21 protein-coding genes are annotated in these 23,778 nt (G+C 70.1%); 10 read left to right on the top strand and 11 right to left on the bottom strand.

What is annotated here, in order from left to right:
- Positions 1 to 270, bottom strand: a complete 270-nt coding sequence (locus tag ABD912_RS11210; protein WP_345150836.1) for a hypothetical protein — start codon at positions 268 to 270, stop codon at positions 1 to 3.
- Positions 271 to 571: 301 nt separating this feature from the next.
- On the opposite strand from ABD912_RS11210, the gene ABD912_RS11205 reads away from it, so the two are divergent.
- Together ABD912_RS11205 and ABD912_RS11200 are read left to right on the top strand one after the other, a co-directional pair.
- On the top strand, positions 572 to 1,993 hold the full coding sequence (locus ABD912_RS11205; protein WP_345150835.1) for an aldehyde dehydrogenase family protein: 1,422 nt from the start codon (positions 572 to 574) through the stop codon (positions 1,991 to 1,993).
- Positions 1,994 to 2,006: 13 nt separating this feature from the next.
- On the top strand, positions 2,007 to 3,494 hold the full coding sequence (locus ABD912_RS11200) for an APC family permease (protein ID WP_345150834.1): 1,488 nt from the start codon (positions 2,007 to 2,009) through the stop codon (positions 3,492 to 3,494).
- Positions 3,495 to 3,566: 72 nt separating this feature from the next.
- On the opposite strand, the gene ABD912_RS11195 is transcribed toward ABD912_RS11200, so the two are convergent.
- The 4 genes from ABD912_RS11195 to ABD912_RS11180 are packed head-to-tail and all read right to left on the bottom strand — an operon-like array spanning position 3,567 to position 7,818.
- A complete protein-coding gene (locus ABD912_RS11195) occupies positions 3,567 to 4,826 on the bottom strand; it encodes an NAD(P)/FAD-dependent oxidoreductase (protein ID WP_345150831.1) in 1,260 nt (419 codons plus the stop codon).
- 1 nt (position 4,827) lies between these two features.
- Positions 4,828 to 5,151: a 2Fe-2S iron-sulfur cluster-binding protein gene (locus tag ABD912_RS11190; protein ID WP_345150830.1), complete on the bottom strand. Its 324-nt coding sequence runs from the start codon at positions 5,149 to 5,151 to the stop codon at positions 4,828 to 4,830.
- 30 nt (positions 5,152 to 5,181) lie between these two features.
- Positions 5,182 to 6,567, bottom strand: a complete 1,386-nt coding sequence (locus ABD912_RS11185; protein WP_345150829.1) for an MFS transporter — start codon at positions 6,565 to 6,567, stop codon at positions 5,182 to 5,184.
- 51 nt (positions 6,568 to 6,618) lie between these two features.
- Positions 6,619 to 7,818 (bottom strand): cytochrome P450, encoded by a 1,200-nt coding sequence (locus ABD912_RS11180; protein ID WP_345150828.1) that lies wholly within the window; start codon positions 7,816 to 7,818, stop codon positions 6,619 to 6,621.
- Positions 7,819 to 7,919: 101 nt separating this feature from the next.
- Here ABD912_RS11180 and ABD912_RS11175 point away from each other — a divergent pair, with 101 nt between their 5' ends.
- Entirely contained in the window at positions 7,920 to 8,678 is a 759-nt protein-coding gene (locus ABD912_RS11175) for an IclR family transcriptional regulator (RefSeq protein ID WP_345150827.1), read from the top strand.
- Positions 8,679 to 8,752: 74 nt separating this feature from the next.
- Here the strand turns inward: ABD912_RS11175 and ABD912_RS11170 are convergent, their stop codons facing one another.
- The 4 genes from ABD912_RS11170 to ABD912_RS11155 form a co-directional block, all read right to left on the bottom strand.
- On the bottom strand, positions 8,753 to 10,861 hold the full coding sequence (locus ABD912_RS11170) for an iron ABC transporter permease (protein ID WP_345150826.1): 2,109 nt from the start codon (positions 10,859 to 10,861) through the stop codon (positions 8,753 to 8,755).
- Positions 10,862 to 10,876: 15 nt separating this feature from the next.
- The gene (locus ABD912_RS11165) at positions 10,877 to 11,845 is read right to left on the bottom strand and encodes an iron-siderophore ABC transporter substrate-binding protein (protein WP_345150825.1); all 969 of its coding nucleotides are present in this window, start codon (positions 11,843 to 11,845) and stop codon (positions 10,877 to 10,879) included.
- A 148-nt stretch (positions 11,846 to 11,993) separates the two neighbouring features.
- Complete coding sequence (locus tag ABD912_RS11160) at positions 11,994 to 12,935, bottom strand: ABC transporter ATP-binding protein (protein WP_345150823.1); 942 nt, start codon at positions 12,933 to 12,935, stop codon at positions 11,994 to 11,996.
- Positions 12,936 to 13,014: 79 nt separating this feature from the next.
- Positions 13,015 to 13,452 carry an acyl-CoA thioesterase gene (locus ABD912_RS11155; protein WP_345150822.1) on the bottom strand — a complete coding sequence of 146 codons (438 nt, stop codon included), beginning with the start codon at positions 13,450 to 13,452 and terminating at the stop codon, positions 13,015 to 13,017.
- A 273-nt stretch (positions 13,453 to 13,725) separates the two neighbouring features.
- Here ABD912_RS11155 and ABD912_RS11150 point away from each other — a divergent pair, with 273 nt between their 5' ends.
- Both ABD912_RS11150 and ABD912_RS11145 read left to right on the top strand, forming a co-directional pair.
- Positions 13,726 to 14,241 (top strand): SRPBCC family protein, encoded by a 516-nt coding sequence (locus ABD912_RS11150; RefSeq protein ID WP_345150821.1) that lies wholly within the window; start codon positions 13,726 to 13,728, stop codon positions 14,239 to 14,241.
- A 41-nt stretch (positions 14,242 to 14,282) separates the two neighbouring features.
- The gene (locus tag ABD912_RS11145) at positions 14,283 to 16,577 is read left to right on the top strand and encodes an FdhF/YdeP family oxidoreductase (protein WP_345150819.1); all 2,295 of its coding nucleotides are present in this window, start codon (positions 14,283 to 14,285) and stop codon (positions 16,575 to 16,577) included.
- A gap of 10 nt (positions 16,578 to 16,587) precedes the next feature.
- On the opposite strand, the gene ABD912_RS11140 is transcribed toward ABD912_RS11145, so the two are convergent.
- Positions 16,588 to 17,073 (bottom strand): GNAT family N-acetyltransferase, encoded by a 486-nt coding sequence (locus ABD912_RS11140; RefSeq protein ID WP_345150818.1) that lies wholly within the window; start codon positions 17,071 to 17,073, stop codon positions 16,588 to 16,590.
- Positions 17,074 to 17,296: 223 nt separating this feature from the next.
- Here ABD912_RS11140 and ABD912_RS11135 point away from each other — a divergent pair, with 223 nt between their 5' ends.
- Together ABD912_RS11135 and ABD912_RS11130 are read left to right on the top strand one after the other, a co-directional pair.
- Positions 17,297 to 18,241 carry an ABC transporter ATP-binding protein gene (locus ABD912_RS11135; RefSeq protein WP_345150817.1) on the top strand — a complete coding sequence of 315 codons (945 nt, stop codon included), beginning with the start codon at positions 17,297 to 17,299 and terminating at the stop codon, positions 18,239 to 18,241.
- Positions 18,238 to 18,990: an ABC transporter permease gene (locus ABD912_RS11130; RefSeq protein ID WP_345150815.1), complete on the top strand. Its 753-nt coding sequence runs from the start codon at positions 18,238 to 18,240 to the stop codon at positions 18,988 to 18,990. Before ABD912_RS11135 ends, ABD912_RS11130 begins: the two co-directional genes overlap by 4 nt.
- A gap of 62 nt (positions 18,991 to 19,052) precedes the next feature.
- On the opposite strand, the gene ABD912_RS11125 is transcribed toward ABD912_RS11130, so the two are convergent.
- Positions 19,053 to 19,511, bottom strand: a complete 459-nt coding sequence (locus ABD912_RS11125) for an Lrp/AsnC family transcriptional regulator (protein WP_345150814.1) — start codon at positions 19,509 to 19,511, stop codon at positions 19,053 to 19,055.
- Between the two features lie 213 nt (positions 19,512 to 19,724).
- Between ABD912_RS11125 and ABD912_RS11120 the strand changes: the two genes are divergently transcribed.
- From ABD912_RS11120 to ABD912_RS11110, 3 genes are read left to right on the top strand one after another with little or no spacing between them, the layout of a single operon-like run.
- Positions 19,725 to 20,924 carry a thiamine pyrophosphate-dependent enzyme gene (locus ABD912_RS11120; RefSeq protein WP_345150813.1) on the top strand — a complete coding sequence of 400 codons (1,200 nt, stop codon included), beginning with the start codon at positions 19,725 to 19,727 and terminating at the stop codon, positions 20,922 to 20,924.
- Complete coding sequence (locus tag ABD912_RS11115) at positions 20,921 to 22,039, top strand: alpha-ketoacid dehydrogenase subunit beta (protein WP_345150811.1); 1,119 nt, start codon at positions 20,921 to 20,923, stop codon at positions 22,037 to 22,039. The genes ABD912_RS11120 and ABD912_RS11115 overlap by 4 nt, the downstream gene beginning before the upstream one ends.
- A 2-nt stretch (positions 22,040 to 22,041) precedes the next feature.
- A complete protein-coding gene (locus ABD912_RS11110) occupies positions 22,042 to 23,583 on the top strand; it encodes a dihydrolipoamide acetyltransferase family protein (protein WP_345150810.1) in 1,542 nt (513 codons plus the stop codon).
- The last annotated feature ends 195 nt before the right edge of the window (positions 23,584 to 23,778 follow it).

Here is a 23,778-nt window from a genome sequence, read left to right as displayed (position 1 = left end):
TCAGGCCCAGGCGGCGTCAGCCGTCCAGTACTCCAGTCCGTTGGCGCTGAAGCCGTGCTTCCACTCCGTGGTCCGCCTGAGCTTGGGCTCCACCAGCTGGATGGACGCGTCAGCGGCCTCCGGCCCGTCCTCCGCCACGGTCCAGTGGACCCAGTTGACCTCGCGGTCGTGCTCGTCATGGACGAAGAGGTCAACGTGGTGCCAGCCGTAGTTGAACGTGTCCATGTAGCAGGTCAGATGCATTCGGTGGTGCTTGGTGGGGTAGGGCATGGGGACCTCCAGTGACTGTTTTCCTGCATGCTATGGGGCCTGCGGCAAACGGAAAATGGGGGTTTCCTTTACCGGCTCGCCTGCGCTTCGGCCTGCTTGCTTTGGGAGGGGCGGCCGGACACCCGGCGGGGGCCAGAAGGGAGGATGGCCCGCGGTCCGGTGAAGGGGGTAGGGGAAACCTTTATTCGCCCCACGTAGAAAAAAGACGGGAAAAACCCTACTCTTGTGACGCAGGGCACAATCCGAGGCCGCTTCCGTTTTCCCGGCACGGTACCCCTGCAACCCACCCTTAAGGAGCACGATGAGCATCAGCACCTCTGGCCTGAACCTCGACCACACGTCCGTGGCTGGCACCCCCGGCACCAGCCGCCCGATCCACGACCCCGCCACCGGCGAGCGCATTGGCGAGGCGCCGGTCCACACGGTCGAGGACCTGGAGGCCGCGGTCGCCGCGGCCCGGACGGCGCAGCCGGCCTGGGCGGCCCTGGGGCATGCCGCCCGCTCCGCGGCCCTGAACCGAGCGGCCGCCGCCATCGACCGTTCAGCCGAGGACCTGGCACGTTTGCTGTCCCGGGAGCAGGGCAAGCCGCTGAACGGCCCGAACGCCCGCTTCGAGGTGGGAGCCTGTTCCGCCTGGCTGCGCGCGGCCGCGGCAACGGTGCTGGAGCCGGAGACGGTCGTGGACGACGGCCAAACGCGTGCCGAGCTGCACTACCGGCCCATCGGCGTCGTGGGCGCGATCGGGCCGTGGAACTGGCCGATGCTGATTACGGTCTGGCAGATCGCGGCGTCGCTGCGCATGGGAAATGCCGTGGTGGTGAAGCCCTCCGAGTACACCCCGCTGAGCGTCCTCGCGCTGGTCGAGGTCATCAACGGCGAACTTCCGGAGGGCGTGCTCACGGCGGTCTCGGGCGGCCGCGACGTCGGCGAGGCCCTGGCGTCCCACGCGCACATCGGCAAGGTCATGTTCACCGGCTCCACCGCCACCGGCAAGGCCATCATCCGTTCCAGCGCGGACACGGTGAAGCGCCTGACCCTGGAGCTCGGCGGCAACGACGCCGGCATCGTCCTGCCCGACGCCGACCCGGCCGCGATCGCCGAGGGCCTGTTCTGGGGCGCGTTCATCAACACCGGCCAGACCTGCGCGGCCCTGAAGCGCCTGTACGTGCATGAGGACATCTACGAGGCCGTCTGCGAATCGCTCACGGCCGTCGCCCAGGCCATGCCGATGGGCGTTGGCCTGGACGAGAACAACGTGCTCGGTCCGCTGCAGAACAAGCAGCAGTTCGACGTCGTCGCCCGCCTCGTGGACGCGGCGAAGGAATCGGGCGCCCGCGTGCTGCTCGGCGGCAACCCGGACGCCGACCGGCCCGGCTACTTCTACCCGACCACCCTGGTCGCCGACATCGACAACGACAACCCGCTGGTGGCCGAGGAGCAGTTCGGCCCGGCGCTGCCGATCATCCGCTACAGCACCGTTGAGGAGGCGGTCGCCAAGGCGAACGCGCTCGACGTCGGACTCGGCGCTTCAGTCTGGTCCTCCGACTCCGCCGCCGCCCGTGAGGTCGCGTCCCGCCTGGAGGCAGGCACCGTGTGGATCAACTCCCATGGCATGGTCAACCCGCTGATTCCCTTTGGAGGGGCGAAGCAGTCCGGGTACGGGCTGGAGTTTGGGGTCGAGGGCCTCAAGGCGGTCAGCGTCCCCCAGATCATCAACGGCTGACCAGGAGGATAACGTGAGCACCACACCAGCTCCCAGCGCGGTCAAGGCCGCGCCCGAAAGCAACCTGCAGCGCGATTCGATTTCCGTTGCCGGAATCGTTTTCCTTGTACTGGCCGCCGCAAGCCCCGTGATCGGCCTGACCGGCGCCGTCCCGGTTTCGATTGTCATCGGCAACGGGATCGGGGTGTCCCTCGCCTACATCGTCATCGGGCTGGTCCTGCTGCTGTTCGCCGTCGGGTACGTGCTGATGTCCCGTCACGTCACGGACGCCGGGGCGCTGTATGCCTACGCCGCCAAGGGCCTCGGGAACACCGCCGGCGCCGGGGTCGCCGGCATCGCCGTCTACGCGTACACCGCGGTGCAAATCGCCATCTACGGCTTCTTCGGCGCCGTCTCCACCGCCATGGTCAACCCCCTGCTGGGCACCGACATCCCCTGGTGGGTTGCCTCGCTGGCCCTCATCTGCCTGGTCCAGGTGTTCGGATACCTGCACCTGGAACTGGGCGCAAAGGTGCTGGGCGTTCTCCTGGTGGGGGAGTGGGGCGTTATGCTCGCGATGGCCGCTTCCGTGGCCATCCAGGGCGGCGCCGGAGAAGGGTTTGCCGTGGGGGAGGTGTTCTCCTTCGACGCGCTCGTCGCCGGGGCTCCGGGAGTGGCGCTCATGTTCGCCTTCGCGTCCAGCCTCGGATTCGAGGCGGCCGCCGTCTTCGGCGAGGAAGTGAAAAACCCGCGCAAGTCGATCCCCCGGGCCACCTACCTGTCCGTGGTCCTGATCATGGCCTTCTTCGCGTTCACGACGTGGATGATCACCGTGGGCTACGGGCCGGGCAACGTGGTCGCCGAAGCGGGCAAGGCCCTCGAAACCGGGGACACCGCGTCCTTCATCTACGCCTTGGGCGACAGGTACCTGGGCGGCTGGGCACCGGTAATGATGAGCATCTTCGTCGTGACCTCGACGTTCGCGGCCGCCCTTGCCTTCCACAACGGAATCGCGCGCTACCTCTTTGCCTTGGGGCGCGGCGGCCTCCTTCCGGACGCACTCGGCCGGGTCCATCCGAAAACCGGAGCCCCCCTCGTTGCCTCCGTGGCACAGACGGCCGGGGCCGCCGGGATCATTGTCCTCTTCGCACTCCTGAACGCGGATCCGATTGCCGTCGTCTTCAGCTGGTCCGGTGGAATCGCGGTCATTGGACTGCTGGCGGCGTACCTGCTGGTCTCGCTTTCCGTCCTGGTCTACTTCCGGCGGAACAGGACGGAGGATGCCCGCCTGTTCAACTCCCTGATTGCGCCGGCGCTTTCCCTCCTCACCATGGGCGCGACCCTCTGGGTGATCATTCTGAACTTCAACACCCTGGTCGGGGGCACCAACGAGTTGTCCGCCGTGCTCGTGTTGTCCGTCGTCGCCGTTTTTGTCGCCGGTGCCGTCAGGGCAAAGCTGCTCCAGGCCCGCAACCGGAGTCTTCTTGACCCCGAGATCCCCCAACCCGCGGCCAGGCCATAACAGGTCCCCGGGAAGGGATCACCCATCCGCCGGCCCGCGAAAAGCCGCGGGCCGGCGGCGGCCGGTGGCTGGTCAGACGGCGGCCGGAGCCTGCCTGGAGTGGGCCTTGAGGTCGAAGCCGAGATCGGCGGCCTGCTCCGGGGCCAGGGGAAGTCCGCCGGCGAGCAGGCGGCGGGCAGCCAGATGGTCCGCAGGCTGGTTGACGGATTCGACGGCGGCCAGGGTGCCTTGGCGGTAGCAGAAGACGGAGAACCTGCCCGTCCCCGGGTCCCCGCGCACGACCGTCCGGTCGTCGGGGGCGGACAGGCCTGCGATCTGCAGCTTCGCCGTGCCCTGCTGCGACCAGAACCAGGGAAGCTCGGCATAGTCAGGCGTTCCGGGGGAGTGGGTGCCGAGGATGGAGCGGGCGGCATGCCGGGCCTGGTCCGTGGCGTTCTGCACGGACTCGAGCCGGATGCGCGTCCCGGCATGGGCGCTGGGATAGCTCGCGCAGTCACCCAGCGCGTAGATGTGAGGATCGGAGGTGCGCAGCTGCCCGTCGACCGCGATGCCGTTCTCCACAGCCAGTCCGGCGGATTCGGCCAGTTCGGTGCGCGGGACCACGCCGACGCCGGCCAGCACCAGATCCGCCGGGTAGGTTTCTCCCGAGGTGGACACGGCGGCTTCGACGTTTCCGGCACCGTCGGAGGCGAAGCCGGCGATGCCCTCGTCCAGGCGCAGGACGGTGCCCATCCTGCGGTGGGCGTTGGCGAACCAGGCACCCGTGACCGGCGTCAGGGCGCGGGCCATCGGGCGGGAGGCGTACTCCAGCACCGTGACCGGGATGCCGCGGGCCCGGGCGGCTGCGGCGAACTCCAGGCCGATGAACCCTGCGCCGACCACAACGGCGCTGCGCACCGCTTCCAGGCGACGCCGGATCGCCTCCGCCTCGGCCAACGTCCGGAGCGTGAAGATGCCGCCCAGGCCGGCCCCCGGCACCCCCAACGCCCGGTTGGCTGCCCCGGTGGCCAGGACCAGCTTGTCGTAGCCGAGCACGGTTCCGTCCGAGAGCGCGACGGTGCGGTTTGCCCGGTCGATGCCGGTGACGGCGACACCTTGAAGGGACTCGACGCGGGCCCCGGCGAAGAACTGCCGGGCCCGCAGCGGCAACGGCCCCGGCGTGCCGCCGGCGGCCAGGTAGTCCTTGGACAGCGGAGGCCGCTGGTACGGGAAGTGTTCCTCCTCGCCGACCACCGTGATGGTGCCGGCGAAGCCCCCCGCGCGCAGCGAATCCACCAGCTGGATGCCGGCCTGGCCGTTGCCGACGATGACAATGCGTGCTGGCGCGGACATCTCAGACCTGGCTTTCCGGAACGTCGACTTCCAGTTCACCCAGGCCCTCGCCGAGCGTGATCTGGCAGCCCAGGCGGGAGCGGCTGGTGCGCTCGGCCACGGTGCAGTCGAGCATCTCCTCCTCGTCGTCCCCGATCTCCGGCAGCATGCCCAGGTGCTCCTGGCGGACATAGACGTGGCAGGTGGCGCACATGGCCTGCCCGCCGCATTCGCCGACGATGCCGGGCACGCCGCCGGTGACGGCCGCGCGCATCACCGAGGTGCCCGGCTCCACGTCCAGGACGTCGACGAGGCCGTCGGCGTGGTTGAAGGTAATTTTTGCCATGGTGGATCCTTTGAATGGTTGGTGTCTGGATCAGTTCGCCGTCGTCCGGACCGGGGTGGAAGGTTCCCCGGCATCCGGTGCCGGTTCGGCCAGGTCCAGGTCCTTGGACTCGGGCATAAAGGCCACCGTGACCAGGCTGACCACGGCGACGGCGCAGAGGTAGACGATGACCGGGGTGGTGGACTGTCCGCTGGAGCCGTAGAGGGTGGCGAGCACCAGCGGGGTGAAGCCGGCGCCCAGGAGGGTGGCGATCTGGTAGCCCACGGAGGCGCCGGTGTAGCGGGACGCGGTGCCGAACCGCTCGGCGATGAACGCCGCCATCGGCCCGTAGAGGACGGTCTGCGTCACGATGCCCAGGGTGAAGGCCAGGAAGATCAGGGCCAGGTTGCCGCTGGAGAGCAGCGCGAAGACCGCCGGGAGAATGAGGATGAAGAGGACGTTGCCGGCGATCATCAGCGGCTTGCGTCCGATCCGGTCGGAGATCCTGCCCATCAGCAGGGTGGTGCCGATGCTGATGGTTCCGGCGCCGGCAAAGGCCAGCATCACCTGGGACTGTGGCGTGCCGCCGGCCACCGTGTAGGAGATGGCGAAGGTGGACAGCAGCGTCTGCAGCGCGAACGCCGAGGTCGCCGCGAGGATGACCGTCACCAGCAGGCCGGGTCGGCGGAGGACCTGCAACAGCGGCAGCGGCCGCCGCGCGTTTTTGGTGCGCGCGGCTTCCGCGTCGAGGCGGGCCATGGCTTCCGTGAAGACCGGGCTTTCGGAGACGCGGGAACGGACGTAGAGGCCCACGAGCAGGAGCACGAAGGAGAACAGGAACGGCACCCGCCAGCCCCAGACCAGGAACGCCTCCCGCGGCATGGCCGAGAATCCGCCCATGACCAGCAGGCCCAGGACCGAGCCGGTCGGCGCTCCGGCATTGGTGAAGGACGCCGCGAAGCCCCGCTTTTTCGGGTCGGCGTGTTCGAGGGCCATCAGGGCCGCACCGCCCCACTCCCCACCGATGGCGATGCCTTGGATGACGCGCAGCAGCACCAGCAGCACCGCGGCCCACGCGCCGATCAGCTCCGGGCCGGGCACCAGGCCGATTGCGGTGGAGGCCAGGCCCATGATGGTCATGGAGATGACCAAGAGCTTCTTGCGGCCCATCCGGTCGCCGAAGTGGCCGAAGACGATCCCTCCCAGCGGGCGGGCGAGATACCCCGCCGCGAACGTTCCGTACGCGGCGACGGTACCCGCCCACGGTGCAAGCCCGGAGAAAAAGACCGGCCCGAAGACCACGGCGGAGGCCGTGGCGTACAGCAGGAAGTCGTAGAACTCGATCGTGGTGCCCAAATAGCTGGAGAAGACGACCCGGCGCCGGTCGCGGACCAGGTTGGGGGCCGCGGGCGTGTGGGCATGGCTGGTTGAAGACATCGTTGTCCCTTCGATTGGGGTGCGGTGGCGGTTGAAGTGTGGTGGGGAGTCTTACCAGGTGACGGGCAGGCTGGTCAGGCCGCGGAAGACCCAGCCGTCCCAGGTTTCGGTCCGGGACGGGTCCAGCTGGAGGCCGGGCAGCTCCCGGTAGAGCAAAGGCACGGCGATTTCGCCGATGGCCTTCTGCACGGCCCACTTGCCGGCGCACTGGTGGACCCCGCTGCCGAACGCCAGGTTGGTTCCGGCCGGGCGGTGGATGTTGAACACGTCCGGGTCCGTGAACCGGGCGGCGTCCCGGTTCGCGGAGGCCAGGATCATGCCCACTTGGGTGCCTTCGGGAATGGTGGCGCCGTGGAGTTCGACGGCGGCGGCGGTTTGCCGGGTGACCATGCCGATCGGCGAGAAGTAGCGAACGGCCTCCCCGAAGACCTGCTTCCACAACCCGGCGTCGGAGAGCACTTCGGCCTTCTGCGCCGGGGAACGTTCGAGTAGCCGCACCATGTTGGTGACCATGTGCTGCGGTTCGTTCATGCCACCGGAAATGGTGAGCTTCACGTTGTTGCGGACCTTGTCCTCGTCCATGCCACCCTCGAGGAGCATCGAGGTGATGGAGGCGTCCGGCCGGCGCCGGAGGCGGGCGATCGTCTCGTCCAGGGCGGCGTCGCATTCGGCGCGCGAACGGTCGCAGCGGTCCCAGATGTCCTGCCGGTCCAGCACGTTGCCGGTCCCGGCGATGAAGTCCTTGGACCAGCGGGCCAGATCCGTCGGGTCCACGCCGGACATGCCCACCATGTCGCACAGGTTCCGGGCCGCCACCGGGACTGCGTAGTCGGTGTTCAGGTCCGCCGTCCCGTTGCCGGAGGCGAGCATCCGGTCCAGGTGCCGGCGGGCGTTTGCCTCGAACTTCTCCGCCCAGACGTCCATGATCTGCTTGGGCCGAAGCGCCCTGTTCATGGGGGCACGCTCCGCGGCATGGTCCGGGTCGTCCTTGCGGATGAGCGGCCGGCCCCCCAGGGCCCGCACCATCGTGCCCCCGGCAACGTTGGAGGAGAAGATCTCGGGGTGGCGCTCGCCGACCGAGCACCCCTCGAAGCTCGAGATGAGGACCTTCCTCACGGCGGGCGACCAGGCCACCGGCGCCTCCGCCCGCAGGCGCCGGTAACTCGGGTAGGGATCGCGTGCCAGTTCGGCCGGGTCCAGCCAATCCACAACGGGCAGGTCCAGCGAGGTTGCTGTCGAGGTGACGCTCATATGGAGCCTTTCGGAAGGAGGGGAGCTGTTCCGAAAGTATGATGTGGGTCACCCCCGCCCCGCCGGGGAATTCGCATCAAACGAAGAAGAGGGAAAGCGGCATGGCGAGATCATCCGATGGCAGGTCGGCCATGTCCCGGGCGGTACGCGTCCTGGAGGCCTTCGAACCCTCGCGCAGCGAGCTCACGCTGACGCAGGTCGCGGCCCGCACCTCGATGCCCATCGCCACCGTCCATGGCATCGTGGCCGAACTCGTGGAGCTGGGACTGCTGGAGCGCCGAGGCCGCGAGCTCATTCTCGGGGTCAGGCTGTGGGAGATCGCGGTCCGCGCCCCCGGCGTCTTCGGCCTGCGGGAGCTCGCGCTGCCCCATCTTGAGCAGGTGCGCGACGGCCTGAAGCAGCACGCCCAGCTGGGCATCCTGCAGGAAACGGAGGTCCTGTACCTGGAGCGGCTGTCCGCCCCCAACTCGGCCATCAACTTCACCGCGGTGGGCGGACGCATGCCCTGGTACGCAACCTCCAGCGGCCTGGTCCTGGTCGCCGACGCCAGCCCGGAAGAACAGCACCGGATCCTGGCGATGCCCCGCCCCCGCTATTCCTCGGAACCCCAGGAAGGCAACCCGGCGCTTATGGCCCGCCTTGCCCAGGTCCGGCAACAGGGCCACGCCGTCACCCGCGGATACGTCCACCACGATTCGACCGCGGTCGCCGTCCCCGTGCGGGGCCCCTACGGCCGGGCGGCCGCCTCCCTCGCCGTCGTCGTCCCCTCCGAAGGCTTCCAGCTTGAGCCCGTCCTGGGAGTGCTGGTCCCGGCGGCACGCACCGTGGGCGAGGAACTGAGGAAATCCTTCACCGCATAGGACGACGCTACCCTCCGGCCCGTTCGGGGCCGGAGGGCAGCGTGCTCTGCAGTGTTGTGTTGTGCCGGGAGCCGTCAGCGCAGGCGTGCCCGCGAACGCCAGAGCAGCCAGATGAAGTAGGGCGTCCCGACCAGGGCGGTCATGATGCCGGCGGGGATCTGTGCCGGGGCGATCACGGTGCGTCCGATCGTATCCGCGAGCACCACCGCGGACGCCCCCAAAAGCGCCGCGACCGGCAGCACCCGCGTATGGCGGGACCCCACGAGCGTGCGGGCGGCGTGCGGGGCGACCAGGCCAACGAAGGCGATCACCCCGACGGAGGAAACCGCTCCGGCGGTGAGGAGCACCGCGGCGGCCAGCAGCGGCAGGCGGGTGCGAACCAGGGAGATCCCCAGCACGCGCGGCGTGTCGTCGTCGACCGTAAGCAGGTCCAGGTCGCGCCGGAACGTGGCCAGCAGGGGAAGGCAGAGTGCCAGCACGATGACCAGCGGGAGCACGGAAAGGAAGGTGCGCCCGTAGGTGGATCCGGACAGCCACGTGAGGGCCTTCGTCTGGTTGTAGGGGTCCGTGGTGGTCAGCACCACGGTCACCAGGGCGGTCAGGCCGGCGGACACGCCGATGCCTATCAGCACCAGGCGGTTCTGCTGCAGGCCGCCCCGCAGCGCGAGGCCGAACACCAGCAGCGCCGTCACCGCCGCTCCCGTGAAAGCGGCCCCGGTGACAAGCCACGCGCCCGCCATCGGCACCGCGGTGATGACCACGATTGCGGCCAGGCCTCCGCCGGCGGAGACGCCAAGGATGCTGGGCTCCGCCAACGGGTTCCTCGACACGGCCTGGACCAGCGTCCCGGCCAGGGCCAGCGCCACGCCGGCCAGCAGTGCCGCGGCCACGCGCGGCATGCGGGTGTCCAGAATGGCCGTCACCCGGTTTCCGGACTGTCCGGTGATCCAGTTCAGCACGTCGCCGAGCAGCAGTTTCGCGTCGCCGAGCAGGGAGCCGGCGACCAGCAGGCCGGCGAGCACGAGCACCAGGACCGCGGTGACGGTGATGAAGGTGCCGCGCGAGCGCAGGCGGGAGAGGGCGTCACCGGCGGAGCTGAGGCCGGCGTCGGTCATGCGCACGGCCAGCAGCACCAGGAAGATCGCGCCGAACACGGTGGTGACGGAACCGGTGGGGATTTCGACGCCGGCGCTGGCGCCCAGGACGACGCGGACGACGACGTCGGACCCGATGACCACAACGGCGCCCAGCAGTCCGGAGATCGGAAGCAGGGCGCGGTGCCGGGCCAGTCCCCGGACACGCGGGGCCAGCAGCCGCACGATCGCCGGGGCGCAGAGGCCCACGAAGCCGATCGGGCCGGCGATGGTCACCGCGCAGGCCGAGAGCAGCACGGCCAGCACGAAGGCGGTCACGCGGGCGACGCGCGGGTCGGCGCCGGCCAGGCGCGAGGCATCGTCCCCCAGGCCCAGCAGGTCCAGGCGGCGTGCGCTCAGGAGCAGGCCGGTGGCCGCGAGCAGGATCACCGGAGCGAACTCGGCCAGTTTGCCCATGTCGGTGACGGCGATGCTGCCGCTGCCCCAAGCGAACAGCCCGGTGGTTTCCTGGCTGAAGAGCAGCAGCAGGGCGGAGGTGACGGAGGCGAGCCCGAGCGCAAGGGCCGTGCCGGCGAGCACCAGCCGAATGGGCCCTCCGTTCCCGTTGGCGCCGCCGCCGGAGAGCGCCAGGACCAGCGAGGCGGCGGCGAGTCCGCCGATGAAGGCGAGCCCGCCGGAGAGCAGCGAGGGCAGGCTGAGCCCGAGCGCGGCGGTCGCGACGATCGCGAGGTGGGCGCCGGCGTTGACCGCGAGCGTGTCCGGCGAGGCGAGCACGTTGCGGGTGGCCGATTGCAGGGCCGCCCCCGCCATGCCGAGGGCCAGGCCCACGAGGGCTCCGGCGAAAAGCCGCGGAATGCGCGAATCCAGCAGCACTGCGGTCTGCTGGTCCGTTCCGGTGCCGGCCAGCAGGCCCAGCAGTTCACGCGGGCCCACGGCGGCGGTGCCCTGGGTGAGGTGGACCAGGGACAGGAGGGCGAGCAGGGCCAGCACGCAGGCACAGACCGTCCCGACCCCGGGCCGCCAGATGGCGGTCGCCGGTGCCGGGACGGTCCGGGCGTCCGGACCCGCTTTTGTCGCGGTGTCGCTCACGCGGGGCCGATCCGCTTACGCGGTCAGCGACTGGACGATGGCGTCCACGTACTGGGTCATCGAGGCGGGGCCGCCGAACATCCAGATGCCGTCCGCGAGGCGGTGCACGTTGCCGGACTCCACGAAGGGCAGCGACTTCCAGACGGAGTTGTCGGTCAGGGACTTGGTGAAGTCATCGGCCCCGTTGGTGATGTAGACGAAGTGCTCGGCGTCCACGGCGGTCAGGCCCTCGACGTCGGTGCTGGCCAGGCCGTAGGCCGCGTCGCCCTCCATCTCCCACGGGGAGACGAGTCCGAGCTCGGTGTTGATGTCCGTCAGGAGCGCGCCTTCAACGAAGGGGCGGATCGAGACCTTCCCGTCGGCCACCCACCCGTCGGCGAACGCCACGCGCTTGCCGGCGAGCCCGGCCTCCTCGAGGGCGGCCTTGCCCTTGGCGACCGCGGCGTCGAACGCGGCGATGGCCTCGGTGGCCTTCTCCTCGGTGCCGGTGGCCTCGGCGATCAGGTTGAGGTTCTCCTCGGCCTGCGCGATCTGGCCCTTCGCGTTCGCGGACTCCACGACGACGACCGGCGCGAGCTCCTCCAACTGGGTCACGGCGGCCTCGGGCAGGTCCGTCGTCGCAATGATCAGGTCAGCGTCGAGGGTAGCGACCGTCTCGAAGCTCGGCTCCCCGCGGGTGCCGATGTCGGTGACGGAGTCGTCGAGGGCGCCGGCGGTCACCCAGGCGGAGTAGCCCTCCACGTCGGCCACGCCCACGGGCATGACGCCCAGGGTCACGAGGTTCTCGACGGCGTTCCATTCGGTGCCGACCACGCGGGTGGCGGGGCCGTCGAGCTTGACCTCTTTGCCGCGCGCGTCGGTGACCGTGATCGCCTCGGCGGCGGTCGAGGATTCGGAGGCGGCGGGTGCCTCGGTGGTGCCGCAGCCGGTGAGCAACAGCGCTGCGGCGGCAGCCGCGGCGGCCAGGGAGAGGTGGGTCTTCATGGTTCTCAGGGGTCCTTCCGAAAGTGGGTGTGGGTGGAGCAGGCGTAGGCGGGTGGGGCCCAGACAGGGTTGGGACTAGACAGGGCGGGGCCTAGGCAGGGTTGGGCCTAGAGGTTTGATCCAGGCCGGTTGGGGTGGCCTGGGCGGGCTAGCTGGCTTGGGCCGGTAGGGGGTGGACCGGGTGGGCCTGGACGGGGCGCGCCTTGGCGGAGTGGGCTGGGCCGGATTGGGCTGGGCCGGAATGGACCGTGGCGGATGGGCTCTTGGCCGGCTGGGCGTGCCGGCCGACGGCACGCGTGCGCAGCAGGCCGGTGAGCGGGTCGATGTCGGTGACGATGGGGATGCGGTAGACCTCGCTGAGCAGCCCGGCCTCGAGGGCCTCGTGGGCGGGCCCGGCCGCGACGACGCGGCCCTCGCAGAGCACGACGACGTGGTCGGCGACGGCGGCGGCCTCGTCGAGGTCGTGCAGCACCAGGCCGACGGCGACCCCGTGCTCGCGGGCGAGCTCGTGCACCAGGTCCAGGAGCTCGATCTTGTACCGCAGGTCCAAGTGGTTGGTCGGCTCGTCGAGCAGCAGGACGGAGGTGTCCTGGGCCAGGCAGCTGGCAAACCACACCCGCTGCAGCTGGCCGCCGGAGAGTTCGTGGACGCCCCGATCGGCCAGGTCCGCGACGCCGGTCAGGAGCATCGCCCGCTCCACGGCCGCAGGCCCGTCCGGATCCGCGGCGCGCCAGCGTCCCCGGTAGGGGTGGCGTCCGAACTCGACGACGTCGCGCACGCTCAGCCCGTGGGGGACGTCGCGGCTTTGCGAGAGCAGGGTGACGTGCTTGGCGAAGTCGGTGCGCTTCATCAGCAGCGCGTCGTGGTCCCCACCGGAGGCGTTGTGGACCGTCAGGGTCCCGTCCGCGACGTCGTGCAGGCGCGCCAAGGCGCGGAGCAGGGTGGACTTGCCGCTGCCGTTCGGCCCGACCAGCGCCACGACGCGTCCCGGTTCCAGGCGCACGCCCGCCCCGTGGACGACCTCCCTGCTCCCGTAGCGGAGCACCAGGTCGTCTCCGGCGAGCCCGGATTCTGCCTTCTCATCGATCACGGGCCAACATTAGCTCAGGCTTGCCTAATTTCGCGATTCAGATGTCACCTATTGCGCGGCCGCGGCGCTATGGCCTACCTTATGCGTCGTTTTGGGTGCGGGGGAGATGCTCGCGCGGCACCCGGTCGCGGTCGTATGTGATCTCCGTGTAGCCGTGCGGGGCCGGGACTCCGTCCTCGCCCAGGTTGACGAAGACGATCTTCTCGATGGTCAGGATGGACTGGCGCGTGAACATGTTGCGCACCTCGGCGCGCATGGTCAGCGAGGTCCGGCCGAACGCCGTGGCCCTCAGGCCCATCTCGATCAGGTCGCCCTGCTGCGCCGAGGACACGAAGTTGATCTCCGACATGTACTTGGTGACCGCGTTGCCGTTGCCGAGTTGGATGATCGCGTAGATCGCCGCTTCTTCGTCGATCCAGCGCAGCAGCGAACCGCCGAAGAGCGTCCCGTTGGCGTTCAGGTCCTCGGGGCGGACCCATTTGCGGGTGTGGAAAGTGATGTCGTTGTCGCGTGCCATGAACAGACAGTAGCGGCCTCCTGGACCCGGGTGGGGGATTGGTGCTGCGGCCCGCCGCCGGCAACCGGCCGCAGCCCCTCCCGGTGGGACTTTCCCCGCAAGGGCTGCGGCCTCCTGTGCCGAGCCTTGACTGGGCAAATGAGCCGGTCATACTGGGGACCATGGCGCTTGGTGGGCGTATGCGGAAAGCCGCTAGTGGGAGTGGGATTCTCCGCCGCGGCGCAAGGACAGGCGGGGCAAGTAACGGGCTCCGGGGCTTCGATCGGGGCGGTCATGAATACTGTTGAAGAGACGATCGAACTCGCGGTGTCGGTGCACACCGCCTACAACCAGTGGACGCAGTTCGAGAGCTTCCCGCGGTTCATGACCGTGGTGAAGGACGTCGACCAGATTCGCCCCAACCTCACCCGTTGGGTGATAGGACGCGGCCCGCTGCGGCACGAGTTCGACGTGGAGATCGTGGAACAGGTGCCCGATTCCCACGTGGCATGGCGGAGCCTCGACCGGCGTTTTATGCACCAGGGCAAGGTCTCGTTCCGCGCGACGGCCCCGGACCGCACCGAGCTCGTTGTACGTATGCAGTTCAGCGCAAACGGCGCGGGCCTCATCGCCCGGATCCCGGGGCTCACCCGCCGTGTGGTCCAAGCCGAACTCGGCCACTTCAAAGAATTCATCGAGAGTGTGGGACAAGAGGGCGGGGCCTGGCGCGGCAGCATCCGCAACGGCCACGTCTATCCCGCGCAACCGGACCCGGCCAGAAGCCGGGTCCCCCAGTGGCCCGTCGGATAACGCTGGCCTGCCTGATAACCCTGGAGCGAGGGACGCGCCTGATGAAGAACCCTGCAAGCGAAGAACCGGACGAACGGCTCACCGTGACCAAGCCCAAGGAATGGGCCGCGGGGGTGCCGGCGGTAACCCATGCCTTGGAGTACTCCCTGGACCAAACGTCGGTGTCGCGGGTGGGAACGACGCTGCTGTCCATAAACCAGGTGAACGGAATCGATTGCCCCGGCTGCGCCTGGGCCGATCCGTCTCCCGGGCACCGGCAGCTGAACGAGTACTGCGAGAACGGCGCCAAGCACATCAACGACGAGGCCACCTCGCGACGCATCACCTCCGACTTCTTTCGCAGGTATTCGGTCTCCGACCTGAATCAGCGGTCCGACCTGTGGCTCAACCAGCAGGGAAGGCTCACCGAGCCGATGGTCAAGCGGCCCGATTCGGACCACTACGAGCCGATCAGCTGGCCCGATGCCCTGGGGCTGCTGGCCGGGGAGCTGAAGGGGCTGGACTCGCCGGATGAGGCGGCCTTCTATACCTCGGGCCGGGTCAGCAACGAGGCCGCCTTCCTCCTTCAGCTCTTTGCCAGGGCCTTCGGCACCAACAACCTGCCCGACTGCAGCAACCTGTGCCACGAGTCCAGCGGATTCGCGCTGGCCGAGACCTTGGGCACCGGCAAGGGCACGGTGAGCCTGGAGGACATCTACCACGCCGACCTGATTTTCCTGGTGGGGCAAAACCCCGGCACCAACCACCCGCGCCAACTCTCCGCGCTCGAGGAGGCGAAGCACAACGGTGCCCGCGTCATCGCAGTGAACCCCTTGCCGGAGGCCGGACTGATGCGGTTCAAGAACCCGCAGAAGCCCCGCGGGATCGTCGGGCGCGGGGTCCAGATCGCCGACCGGTTCCTCCAGATCCGCAGCGGCGGCGACCTTGCGCTCTTCCAGGGCATGAACCGGCTCCTGCTGGAAGCCGAGGACGTCCGGCCGGGCGCCGTGCTCGACCACGACTTCATCCGCTCCAACACGAGCGGGTTCGAGGAGTTCTCCCGGCACGCCCGAACGATCGCCTGGGAAGACATCCTTGCCGCGACCGGGCTGGCCCGGGAGGAAATCGAACAGGCCGCGGACGACGTCATGCGCAGCGAACGCGTCATCGTCTGTTGGGCCATGGGAGTGACGCAGCATCGGCACGCGGTCCCCACCGTCCGGGAGATCGTGAATTTCCTGCTGCTGCGCGGAAACCTCAGCAAGCCCGGAGCCGGGGCCTGCCCGGTGCGTGGACACAGCAACGTCCAGGGTGACCGGACGATGGGGGTCTGGGAGCGGATGCCGGACTCGTTCCTGGACGGGCTGCGGAAGGAGTTCGGCTTCGAGCCGCCCCGCGCCCACGGAGTCGACGCGGTGAACGCGATCAGGGGCATGCGCGACGGCCGCATCAAGGTCTTCGTCGGCGCGGCGGGCAACTTCGTCCGGGCCACCCCGGACAGCGAGGTCACCGAGGACGCCATGCGGCGGTGCAGCCTCACCGCGCACATCTCCACCAAGCTCAACAGGTCCCACACGGTCTGCGGCCGAACCGCGCTCATCCTGCCGGCCCTGGGCCGCACCGAACGGGACATCCAAGTCACCGGCGAGCAGTTCGTCACCGTGGAGGACTCCATGAGCGAGGTCCACACCACCCAGGGACGCCTGGAACCGGCTTCCAGGACCTTGCTCAGCGAGGTCGCCATCATCTGCCGGCTCGCACGCCTCACCCTCGACGGCGAGGCTGACATCCCATGGGACCAGTTCGAAGGCGACTACGGGCTGATCCGCGACCGGATCTCCAATGTCATCCCGGGTTTCCAGCACTTCAACCGGCGGGTGGTCCGCCCGGGCGGCATCAGGCTGCCCAATCCGGTCAACGAAGGCGTGTTTCACACCCGGACCGAGAAGGCGCTGTTTACCTGCAACGCCTGGCAGATGTCGGAGGCTCCCGAGGGACACCTGGTGCTGCAGACGCTGCGCTCCCATGACCAGTGGAACACGATCCCCTACACCGACAACGACCGCTATCGGGGCATCCACGGCAGCCGCCGCGTGGTTCTGGTGAACCCCCAGGACCTCTCCCGGCTCGCGCTGGCCGAAGGGCAGCTCGTGGACCTGGTCAGCGTGTGGGGGGACGGCCTGGAGCGCCGCGCGGAAGGTTTCCGGACGGTTCCCTACCCGACGGCGCTGGGCTGTGCCGCCGCGTACTATCCGGAGACCAACGTCTTGGTGCCCTTGGACAGCGTGGCGGAGATCAGCAACCAGCCGACCTTCAAGGGCGTCGTCGTTCGGCTGGAGCCCGCCGCCGAGGAGTGAGGGGCGTGCCCTACACCGCCACCGTGCGCCGCAGCGCCTTGGCGTAGCAGCGCGAGTCCCCGTTGCCGGCGTAGGGGCCGAAGCCCGGGATCACCGAGTATCCGCCGCGTTCATAGAACCGGCGGCCGTTGTGCTGGAACGATCCGGCCTCCGCCCGCAGTTCCAGGTAGCCCTCCTGCACGGCCCGGGCCTCGAGGGCCTCGAGGATCTCGAAGGACACCCCCGAGCCGCGGGCGTAGGGGACCACGTAGACCCGCTTGATTTCGGCCGTGTGCCCGTCCAGCCGGCGCAGGCCGCCGCAGCCGAGGGGCTCGCCCGAGCTGCGCTTGTAGGCGACCAGGAAGATCGGCATGTCCGCGGCCGTCGGCGGCGGGCCGGGTTCGTGCAGCGGATCGCCGGAGAGGACGGCCAGTTCGCGCTGCTGCGCCTCGCGCAGGGCCGCCCCCACCGGGTTGGACCAGTCGACCTCCGCGAAAGTCAGCCATTGGGTGTGCATTCCGCCTCCTCATCCATCGGCATCCGGTGCCGCGCCTTGGCCCCGCCGTCGGGGTACCCACAACCCTAGGAGGCGGCGGTTTCACCGGCGTTTCGGCCGTGTGAGCAGCGTCGCAACAGCGTGTTGCCGCACGCGACGCGGCTCCGGTCGGGAAGAGTGGCCGGTGGGGGAGCGTGCCGCGGCGCGGCTTCCCCGTCCCGGCCCCGACCGCAAGGATGGACCCATGACCACCACCAGCAAGGATCCGGCCCTGCTCCTTGAGGGGGTCCGCAAGGCGTTTCCGGGCGCCGCGGGACCCGTCGCCGCCGTCGACGGGATCGACCTGGCCGTGTACCCCGGGGAGATCGTGGCGTTCCTGGGTCCCAACGGCGCCGGCAAGACCACCACCCTGGACATGGTGCTGGGCCTGACCGTGCCGGACGCGGGCACCATCTCGGTGCTCGGCACCAGTCCGCGCCGCGCCGTGCAGGCCGGGCGGGTGTCCGCCGTGATGCAGACCGGCGGCCTGCTGCGGGACCTGACCGTAAGGGAGACCATGACCGCGATCGCCTCCCTGCACTCTGCCAAACAAGGGATCAAGGCCAGGCACCGGATCGACGAGGTCATGGAGCGCACCGACACTGCCCGCATCGGCTCCCGCAGGGTCTCCAAGTGCTCCGGCGGGGAGCAGCAGCGGCTCAAGTTCGCGCTCGCCCTGCTGCCGGACCCCGCCCTGCTGATCCTGGACGAGCCCACCGCCGGCATGGATGTCAACGCCCGCCGCGAGTTCTGGGACACCATGCGCCAGGACGCCGACTCCGGGCGCACCGTCCTCTTCGCGACCCACTACCTCGAGGAGGCGGAGAGCTTCGCCCAGCGCACGGTGCTGATCGGCTCCGGAAAGCTGGTCGCGGACGGGCCCACCGACCGCATCCGCGCCATGGCCGCCGGCCGCACCGTCACCGCCACGCTGCCCGGGGACCCAGGGGCCGCCGTCGAACGGCTGAAGGCGTACGACGGCGTCCGCCAAGTGGGGCTGAACGGCAACCGCGCCGCGGTGGTCACCACCGAGTCGGACGCGCTGGCGCGCGCCCTGCTCACCGAATTCGGGGCCAGCGACCTGGAGATCTCCGCGCCCAGCCTCGAATCCGCCTTCGTCGCCCTCACCACCGCCGGGAGCCCTTCATGAACGCGACCTACCTGCGCATCGACCTTGTCCGCCAGCTGCGCGACACCGGCAACCTGATGTTCGTGGTCCTCATGCCCGCGGTCATGTATCTGGTGTTCGGCGTCTCCCTCGGCGGCGGGGAGGACGCCGCCGGGTCCGGCAACGTCCGCTTCTACGTCATGGCCTCGATGGCCGCCTACGGCGCCGCGCTGGCCGCGACCAGCGTGACCGGCAGCGCCGCCGTCGAACAGATGCAGGGGTGGGGGCGCCAGGTGGCGCTCACCCCCGCCCGCCCGGCGGCGCTGGTGGCCGGGAAGGTGGCCGTTGCGCTGGCCATCACCTCGGTGGCCGTGCTGGCGGTCCACCTGCTGGGCGCGCTCACCGGCGCCACCGCCGACGACCCGCTGATCTGGGCGCAGACCTTCCTGATCACCCTGGCCGGGGCCGCCATGTTCGGCCTGTTCGGCTTCGCCGTGGCGACGCTGGGCAAGAGCGAATCCGCGCTGGGCGTGGCCACCGGCGTGCTGGTGCTGATGTCCTTCGTGGGCAACGTGTTCACCCCGCTCAGCGGCGGCATGCTGGACTTCGCCCGCTTTACCCCGATGTACGGGTACGTCGGGCTGGTGCGCTGGCCGCAGCTGGAGGGCACCCTGGCCAGCGGGGCCGGGAGCGACGAGCTGTGGGTCCTGGTGGCCAACTTCGTGGCCTGGGCGCTGGTCTTCGGAGCCGCGGCGGTGGTGGGCGTGCGCCGCGGGCGGCGCCGGCAGTAGCCACCGGCGCGGTATCTGACTGCGCCGTAACCCAACTACGCTGTAATCCAACAGCGCTGCGGCTACCCGGGCAGGCGCGTGTCCACGTCCTCGAAGATCAGGAACGTCTGGGTGTCCAGGACGCCGGGCATGGACTGCAGGTGGTCGAAGATGACCCGGCGCAGGTCCACGTTGTCGCGGGCCCGGACCAGCAGGATGACGTCGAAGTTTCCCCCGACCAGGCCAATGTGCTGGACCTCCGGGATCGCCGCGAGCCGTTCGCGCAGCTCCCTCCACGAGTGCTGGCGCAGCTTCAGCGTCACGTAGGCGGAGGCGTTCAGGCCCGATTTCACCGGGTCGACGACGGCCGAATAGCGCAGGATGACGCCCTCCTGCTCCAGCCGGCGGATGCGCGAGTAGGCGTGGGCCCGGGAGATGTGGGTCCGCTGCGCCAGTTGGGTGATGGACTGGCGGGCGTCCCGCGTCAGTTCGGCGATGATGCGGCGGTCGATCTCGTCCAGGGGGGTGCGTGCCGGTTCCATGGGGGTCTTTCGGTGGGACGTGACGGGTGGCACTTCCGGGCCCTCCGTTTTGGGGTTTTGTCCACCAAAATAACCCGATAGTGACCAATCTTCCACGTTTTGCGTTGCGTCTGGATACGATCCGTTCTCCTTCCCATACTGGAGTTCGACACGTCGTCCGCAGTGGTGTGCGCCACACCGCAGGCGGCCCATCCATCGACAGGGAGGCACCCCATGACCCAAGCCGCATCGAGTGCCGGGGCCGTGCGTCCGGGCACGCCGTCCGCGCGGCCGGACGCCGCAGCCCGGGCCTTCGGGATCACCCCCGAGGACTACATGCTCCCCACCCGCGGGCAGATCCAGATCATCGACGAGCAGGGGCGTCTCCGGCCGGCCGCCGAGCAGGGCACCGCTCCGGGCCACGAGTACCCGCTGCCGGAGGGCCCCGAGCTGCTGGCCGCCTACGAGCGCCTGGTGATCGGCCGCCGCGTCAACGACCAGAACTCCGCCCTGGTGCGGCAGGGCCGCATGGCCGTCTACCCGTCCAGCCACGGCCAGGAGGCCTGCCAGGTCGCCGCCGCGCTGTGCCTGCGCGAGGGCGACTGGCTCTTCCCCACCTACCGCGACTCGGTGGCCGTGATGACCAAGGGCGTGGACCCGGTGGAGGCCATGACCATCTTCCGCGGCGACTGGCACGGTGGCTACGACTCCCTCAAGCACAAGGTCGGCATCCAGTGCACCCCGCTGACCACCCAGCTGCTGCACGCCGTGGGCGTTGCCCACGCCGCCAAGCTGCGCGGCGAGGACACCGTGGTTCTGGCCATGTGCGGCGACGGCGCCACCAGCGAGGGCGACTTCCACGAGGCCCTGAACTTCGCCGCCGTGTTCCAGCTGCCCGTGGTGTTCTTCGTGCAGAACAACGGGTACGCCATCTCCGTCCCGCTCTCGGCCCAGTCCGCCGCCCCGTCGCTGGCCCACAAGGCCGTGGGCTACGGCATGGCCGGCGAGCGCGTCGACGGCAACGACCTGGTGGCGCTGCTGGCGGTCCTGGACCGGGGCGTGGAGCTGGCCCGCAACGGGTCCGGCCCGCTGCTGGTCGAGGCCCACACCTACCGGATCCAGGCCCACACCAACGCCGACGACGCCACCCGCTATCGCGAGGACGCCGAGGTCCAGGCGTGGCTGGCCAAGGACCCGGTGGCCCGCATGCGCACCTACCTGCGCGACGGCGGGCTGCTGGACGACGCGGGGGAGGAGCGCATCGCCGCCGCCGCCGAGGCCACCGCCACCACCCTGCGCGACGGCATGAACGCCGAGGCCAAGATCGACCCGCAGGACCTGTTCCGCTACGTCTACACCACCCCCACGCCGCAGCTGGTGGAGCAGTCCGCCCGGCTTGCCGACGAACTCTCCCGTGAGGAGGACACCAAGTGAGCCAGACCGCCACCACCCCTGCGACCACCGCCGACGTCCCCGTGGCCGCGGCCGCCGCCCGCCAGGCCTCCAGCCGTGCGGGCAATGCCGGCATCCCCGCCGCCAAGCCGGACCTGGGCCCGGTGACGTTCGCAAAGGCGCTGAACACCGCCCTGGCCGACGCGCTGGAAGCGGACCCCGCCGTCGTCCTGTTCGGCGAGGACATCGGCACCCTCGGCGGGGTCTTCCGCATCACCGACGGGCTGACCGCGCGGTTCGGGCGGAACCGCTGCTTCGACACCCCGCTGGCCGAATCCGGGATCGTCGGCATGGCGGTCGGCATGGCCATGAACGGGATGCGCCCGGTGATCGAGATGCAGTTCGACGCGTTCGCCTACCCGGCGTTCGAGCAGATCGCCTCCCACGTGGCCAAGATGCATAACCGCAGCCGCGGCAAGCTGAAGATGCCGATGGTCATCCGCGTCCCGTACGCGGGCGGCATCGGCGGCGTGGAGCACCACTGCGACTCCTCCGAGTCCTACTACGCCCACACCCCGGGACTGAAGGTCTTTGTCCCGGCCACGGTCGCCGACGGCTACCGGATGCTGCGCGAGGCCATCGACTCGGACGACCCGGTCATGTTCATGGAGCCCAAGAAGCTCTACTTCTCCAAGGAGAAGGTGGACCTGGAGGCGCTGCGCGCCGAGTACGAGGCCGGGACCTCCCGCACCGAGGGCCGCGCACTGGTTGCGCGGCCCGGCACCGACGCCACGCTGATCGCCTACGGGCCCTCCGTGCCCGTCGCGCTGGCGGCGGCCGAGGCCGCCGCGGCAGAGGGCCGCTCGCTCGAGGTCGTGGACGTGCGCACGATCGTGCCGTTCGACGACGAGACGGTCTGCGCCTCGGTCCGCAAGACCGGGCGCGCCGTGGTGGTTGCCGAGACTCCGGGCTTCGCGTCCGTGGCCTCGGAGATCGTCGCCCGGGTCCAGGAGCGCTGCTTCCACTCGCTGGCCGCGCCCGTGCTGCGGGTGACCGGCTTCGACGTGCCGTTCCCGGCCCCCAAGCTTGAGCACTATTTCCTGCCGAGCGTCGACCGCATCCTCGACGCCGTCGACGACCTGCAGTGGGAGGACTAACCGTGGCCGTGAAGACGTTTTTGCTCCCCGACCTGGGGGAGGGCCTGACCGAGGCCGAGCTGGTGACCTGGCTGGTCAAGGTCGGCGACCCGGTGGCCGTGGACCAGCCGATCGCCGAGGTGGAAACCGCCAAGTCGGTGGTGGAGGTCCCCAGCCCGTACGCCGGGGTGGTGCACCAGTTGCACGGGGCCGCGGGGGAGACGCTCGATGTCGGCAAGCCGCTGATCTCGGTGTCTGAAGGGGCCGAGTCCGAGGGAGCTGGCGCTGGAGGGACCGACGGCGGCGGCGCGGCCGCGCCGTCGGAAGTCCCCGCCGGCGGACAGACGTACGCGGAGGAGGAACGGGCCGGGGCCCGCCCGGAGGCCGCCGCCGTCGAATCCGAAGGCTCCGGCAACGTGCTGATCGGCTACGGCACCTCCGGCGGCCACGCCGGCGGACGGACCCGGCGCCCGCGGACCCGCAGCGTTGCGGGGAAGGGCCCGGGAAGCGGAAGCGCCGGAAGCGGAGGCACAGCCCGCGCGGTTTCCGCAGCTCCCGCCCAGGGCGGCGTGGCCACCCTGGAACGGGAACATATCGAACAGGGCGGTGCCGCCCCGCTGGTGGTCTCCCCGATCGTGCGCAAGCTCGCCCGCGACCACGCGGTGGACGTCTCCGCGCTGCGGGGCAGCGGACCCGAGGGTCTGGTGCTGCGGGCGGACGTCGAGGCCGCGATCGCCGGCACGGCAGCGGCGGAGTCCCGGCCGGCGGAAGTCCTCCCGGCTGCTTCCGGCGCGGCCGGCAGCGCGGAGATCGTCGTCGGGACCGCCGGCGGTGCCGAGACCGACGCGGCCACGGGCCTGCCGATCGAGGCCCGAACCCCGGTCAAGGGCGTGCGCAAGACCATCGCCCAGGCCATGACCCGCTCCCGCGCGGAGATCCCCGAGGCCACCGTCTGGGTCGATGTCGACGCCACCGCGCTGCTGGAGCTGCGCGCCGGGATGAAGGCGGCCGACCCCGCGAACACCCCGGGCCTGCTGGCCTTCATCGCCCGGTTCGCGCTCGCAGGCCTGGCCCGGTACCCGGAGCTGAACACCCGGATCGAGACGGCCGCCGACGGCAGCCAGGAGATCGTCTCCTTCGACGGCGTGAACCTCGGCTTCGCCGCGCAGACGCCCCGCGGCCTGGTGGTCCCGTGCGTCCGCGGAGCCCACCGGCTCAGCGCCCGCGGGCTGGACGCCGAGATCGGGCGGCTCACCGCCGTCGCCCGCGACGGCGCGGGAACGCCGAAGGACCTGTCCGGAAGCACGTTCACGCTGAACAACTACGGGGTCTTCGGGGTGGACGGATCGGCGGCGATCATCAACTACCCGGAGGCCGCCATCCTCGGCGTCGGCCGGATTATCGACCGCCCGTGGGTGGTCGACGGGCAGCTGGCGGTGCGCAAGGTCACCGAACTGACCCTCACGTTCGACCACCGCGTCTGCGACGGCGGCACCGCCGCCGGGTTCCTGCGGTACGTGGCGGACGCGATCCAGAGCCCGGCCACGGTTCTTGCCGACCTCTAGCCGCGCACGACGACGGCCCGCACCCCTCGGGGGAGTGCGGGCCGTCGTCGTGCGCCGGGACCGCGCGGCAGCGGCGCTTGGTCCGAATTCGGTTCCAGGCCGATCCGGGGGCGCCAGGGCAAGCGCGTGCCACTTCACCGGGGCGCGGGGGTGAATCCCTTGACGGCTGGAGGCGCAAAGAGGCCGGCTGCCACG

The sequence above is a fragment of the Arthrobacter ginkgonis genome (genome assembly GCF_039540195.1).
Taxonomy (GTDB): Bacteria; Actinomycetota; Actinomycetes; order Actinomycetales; family Micrococcaceae; genus Zafaria; species Zafaria ginkgonis.
The sequence above is the reverse complement of the archived record's forward strand: the minus strand, read 5'-3'. Positions and strand labels throughout refer to the sequence as shown.

What these genes read in the sequence shown, in the direction of transcription:
- ABD912_RS11210 (WP_345150836.1), bottom strand. Translation starts at nt 270, where the DNA reads ATGCCCTACCCCACCAAGCACCACCGAATGCATCTGACCTGCTACATG.
- ABD912_RS11205 (WP_345150835.1), top strand. Translation starts at nt 572, where the DNA reads ATGAGCATCAGCACCTCTGGCCTGAACCTCGACCACACGTCCGTGGCT.
- ABD912_RS11195 (WP_345150831.1), bottom strand. Translation starts at nt 4,826, where the DNA reads ATGTCCGCGCCAGCACGCATTGTCATCGTCGGCAACGGCCAGGCCGGC.
- ABD912_RS11190 (WP_345150830.1), bottom strand. Translation starts at nt 5,151, where the DNA reads ATGGCAAAAATTACCTTCAACCACGCCGACGGCCTCGTCGACGTCCTG.
- ABD912_RS11185 (WP_345150829.1), bottom strand. Translation starts at nt 6,567, where the DNA reads ATGTCTTCAACCAGCCATGCCCACACGCCCGCGGCCCCCAACCTGGTC.
- ABD912_RS11180 (WP_345150828.1), bottom strand. Translation starts at nt 7,818, where the DNA reads ATGAGCGTCACCTCGACAGCAACCTCGCTGGACCTGCCCGTTGTGGAT.
- ABD912_RS11175 (WP_345150827.1), top strand. Translation starts at nt 7,920, where the DNA reads ATGGCGAGATCATCCGATGGCAGGTCGGCCATGTCCCGGGCGGTACGC.
- ABD912_RS11165 (WP_345150825.1), bottom strand. Translation starts at nt 11,845, where the DNA reads ATGAAGACCCACCTCTCCCTGGCCGCCGCGGCTGCCGCCGCAGCGCTG.
- ABD912_RS11155 (WP_345150822.1), bottom strand. Translation starts at nt 13,452, where the DNA reads ATGGCACGCGACAACGACATCACTTTCCACACCCGCAAATGGGTCCGC.
- ABD912_RS11150 (WP_345150821.1), top strand. Translation starts at nt 13,726, where the DNA reads ATGAATACTGTTGAAGAGACGATCGAACTCGCGGTGTCGGTGCACACC.
- ABD912_RS11145 (WP_345150819.1), top strand. Translation starts at nt 14,283, where the DNA reads ATGAAGAACCCTGCAAGCGAAGAACCGGACGAACGGCTCACCGTGACC.
- ABD912_RS11140 (WP_345150818.1), bottom strand. Translation starts at nt 17,073, where the DNA reads ATGCACACCCAATGGCTGACTTTCGCGGAGGTCGACTGGTCCAACCCG.
- ABD912_RS11135 (WP_345150817.1), top strand. Translation starts at nt 17,297, where the DNA reads ATGACCACCACCAGCAAGGATCCGGCCCTGCTCCTTGAGGGGGTCCGC.
- ABD912_RS11130 (WP_345150815.1), top strand. Translation starts at nt 18,238, where the DNA reads ATGAACGCGACCTACCTGCGCATCGACCTTGTCCGCCAGCTGCGCGAC.
- ABD912_RS11125 (WP_345150814.1), bottom strand. Translation starts at nt 19,511, where the DNA reads ATGGAACCGGCACGCACCCCCCTGGACGAGATCGACCGCCGCATCATC.
- ABD912_RS11120 (WP_345150813.1), top strand. Translation starts at nt 19,725, where the DNA reads ATGACCCAAGCCGCATCGAGTGCCGGGGCCGTGCGTCCGGGCACGCCG.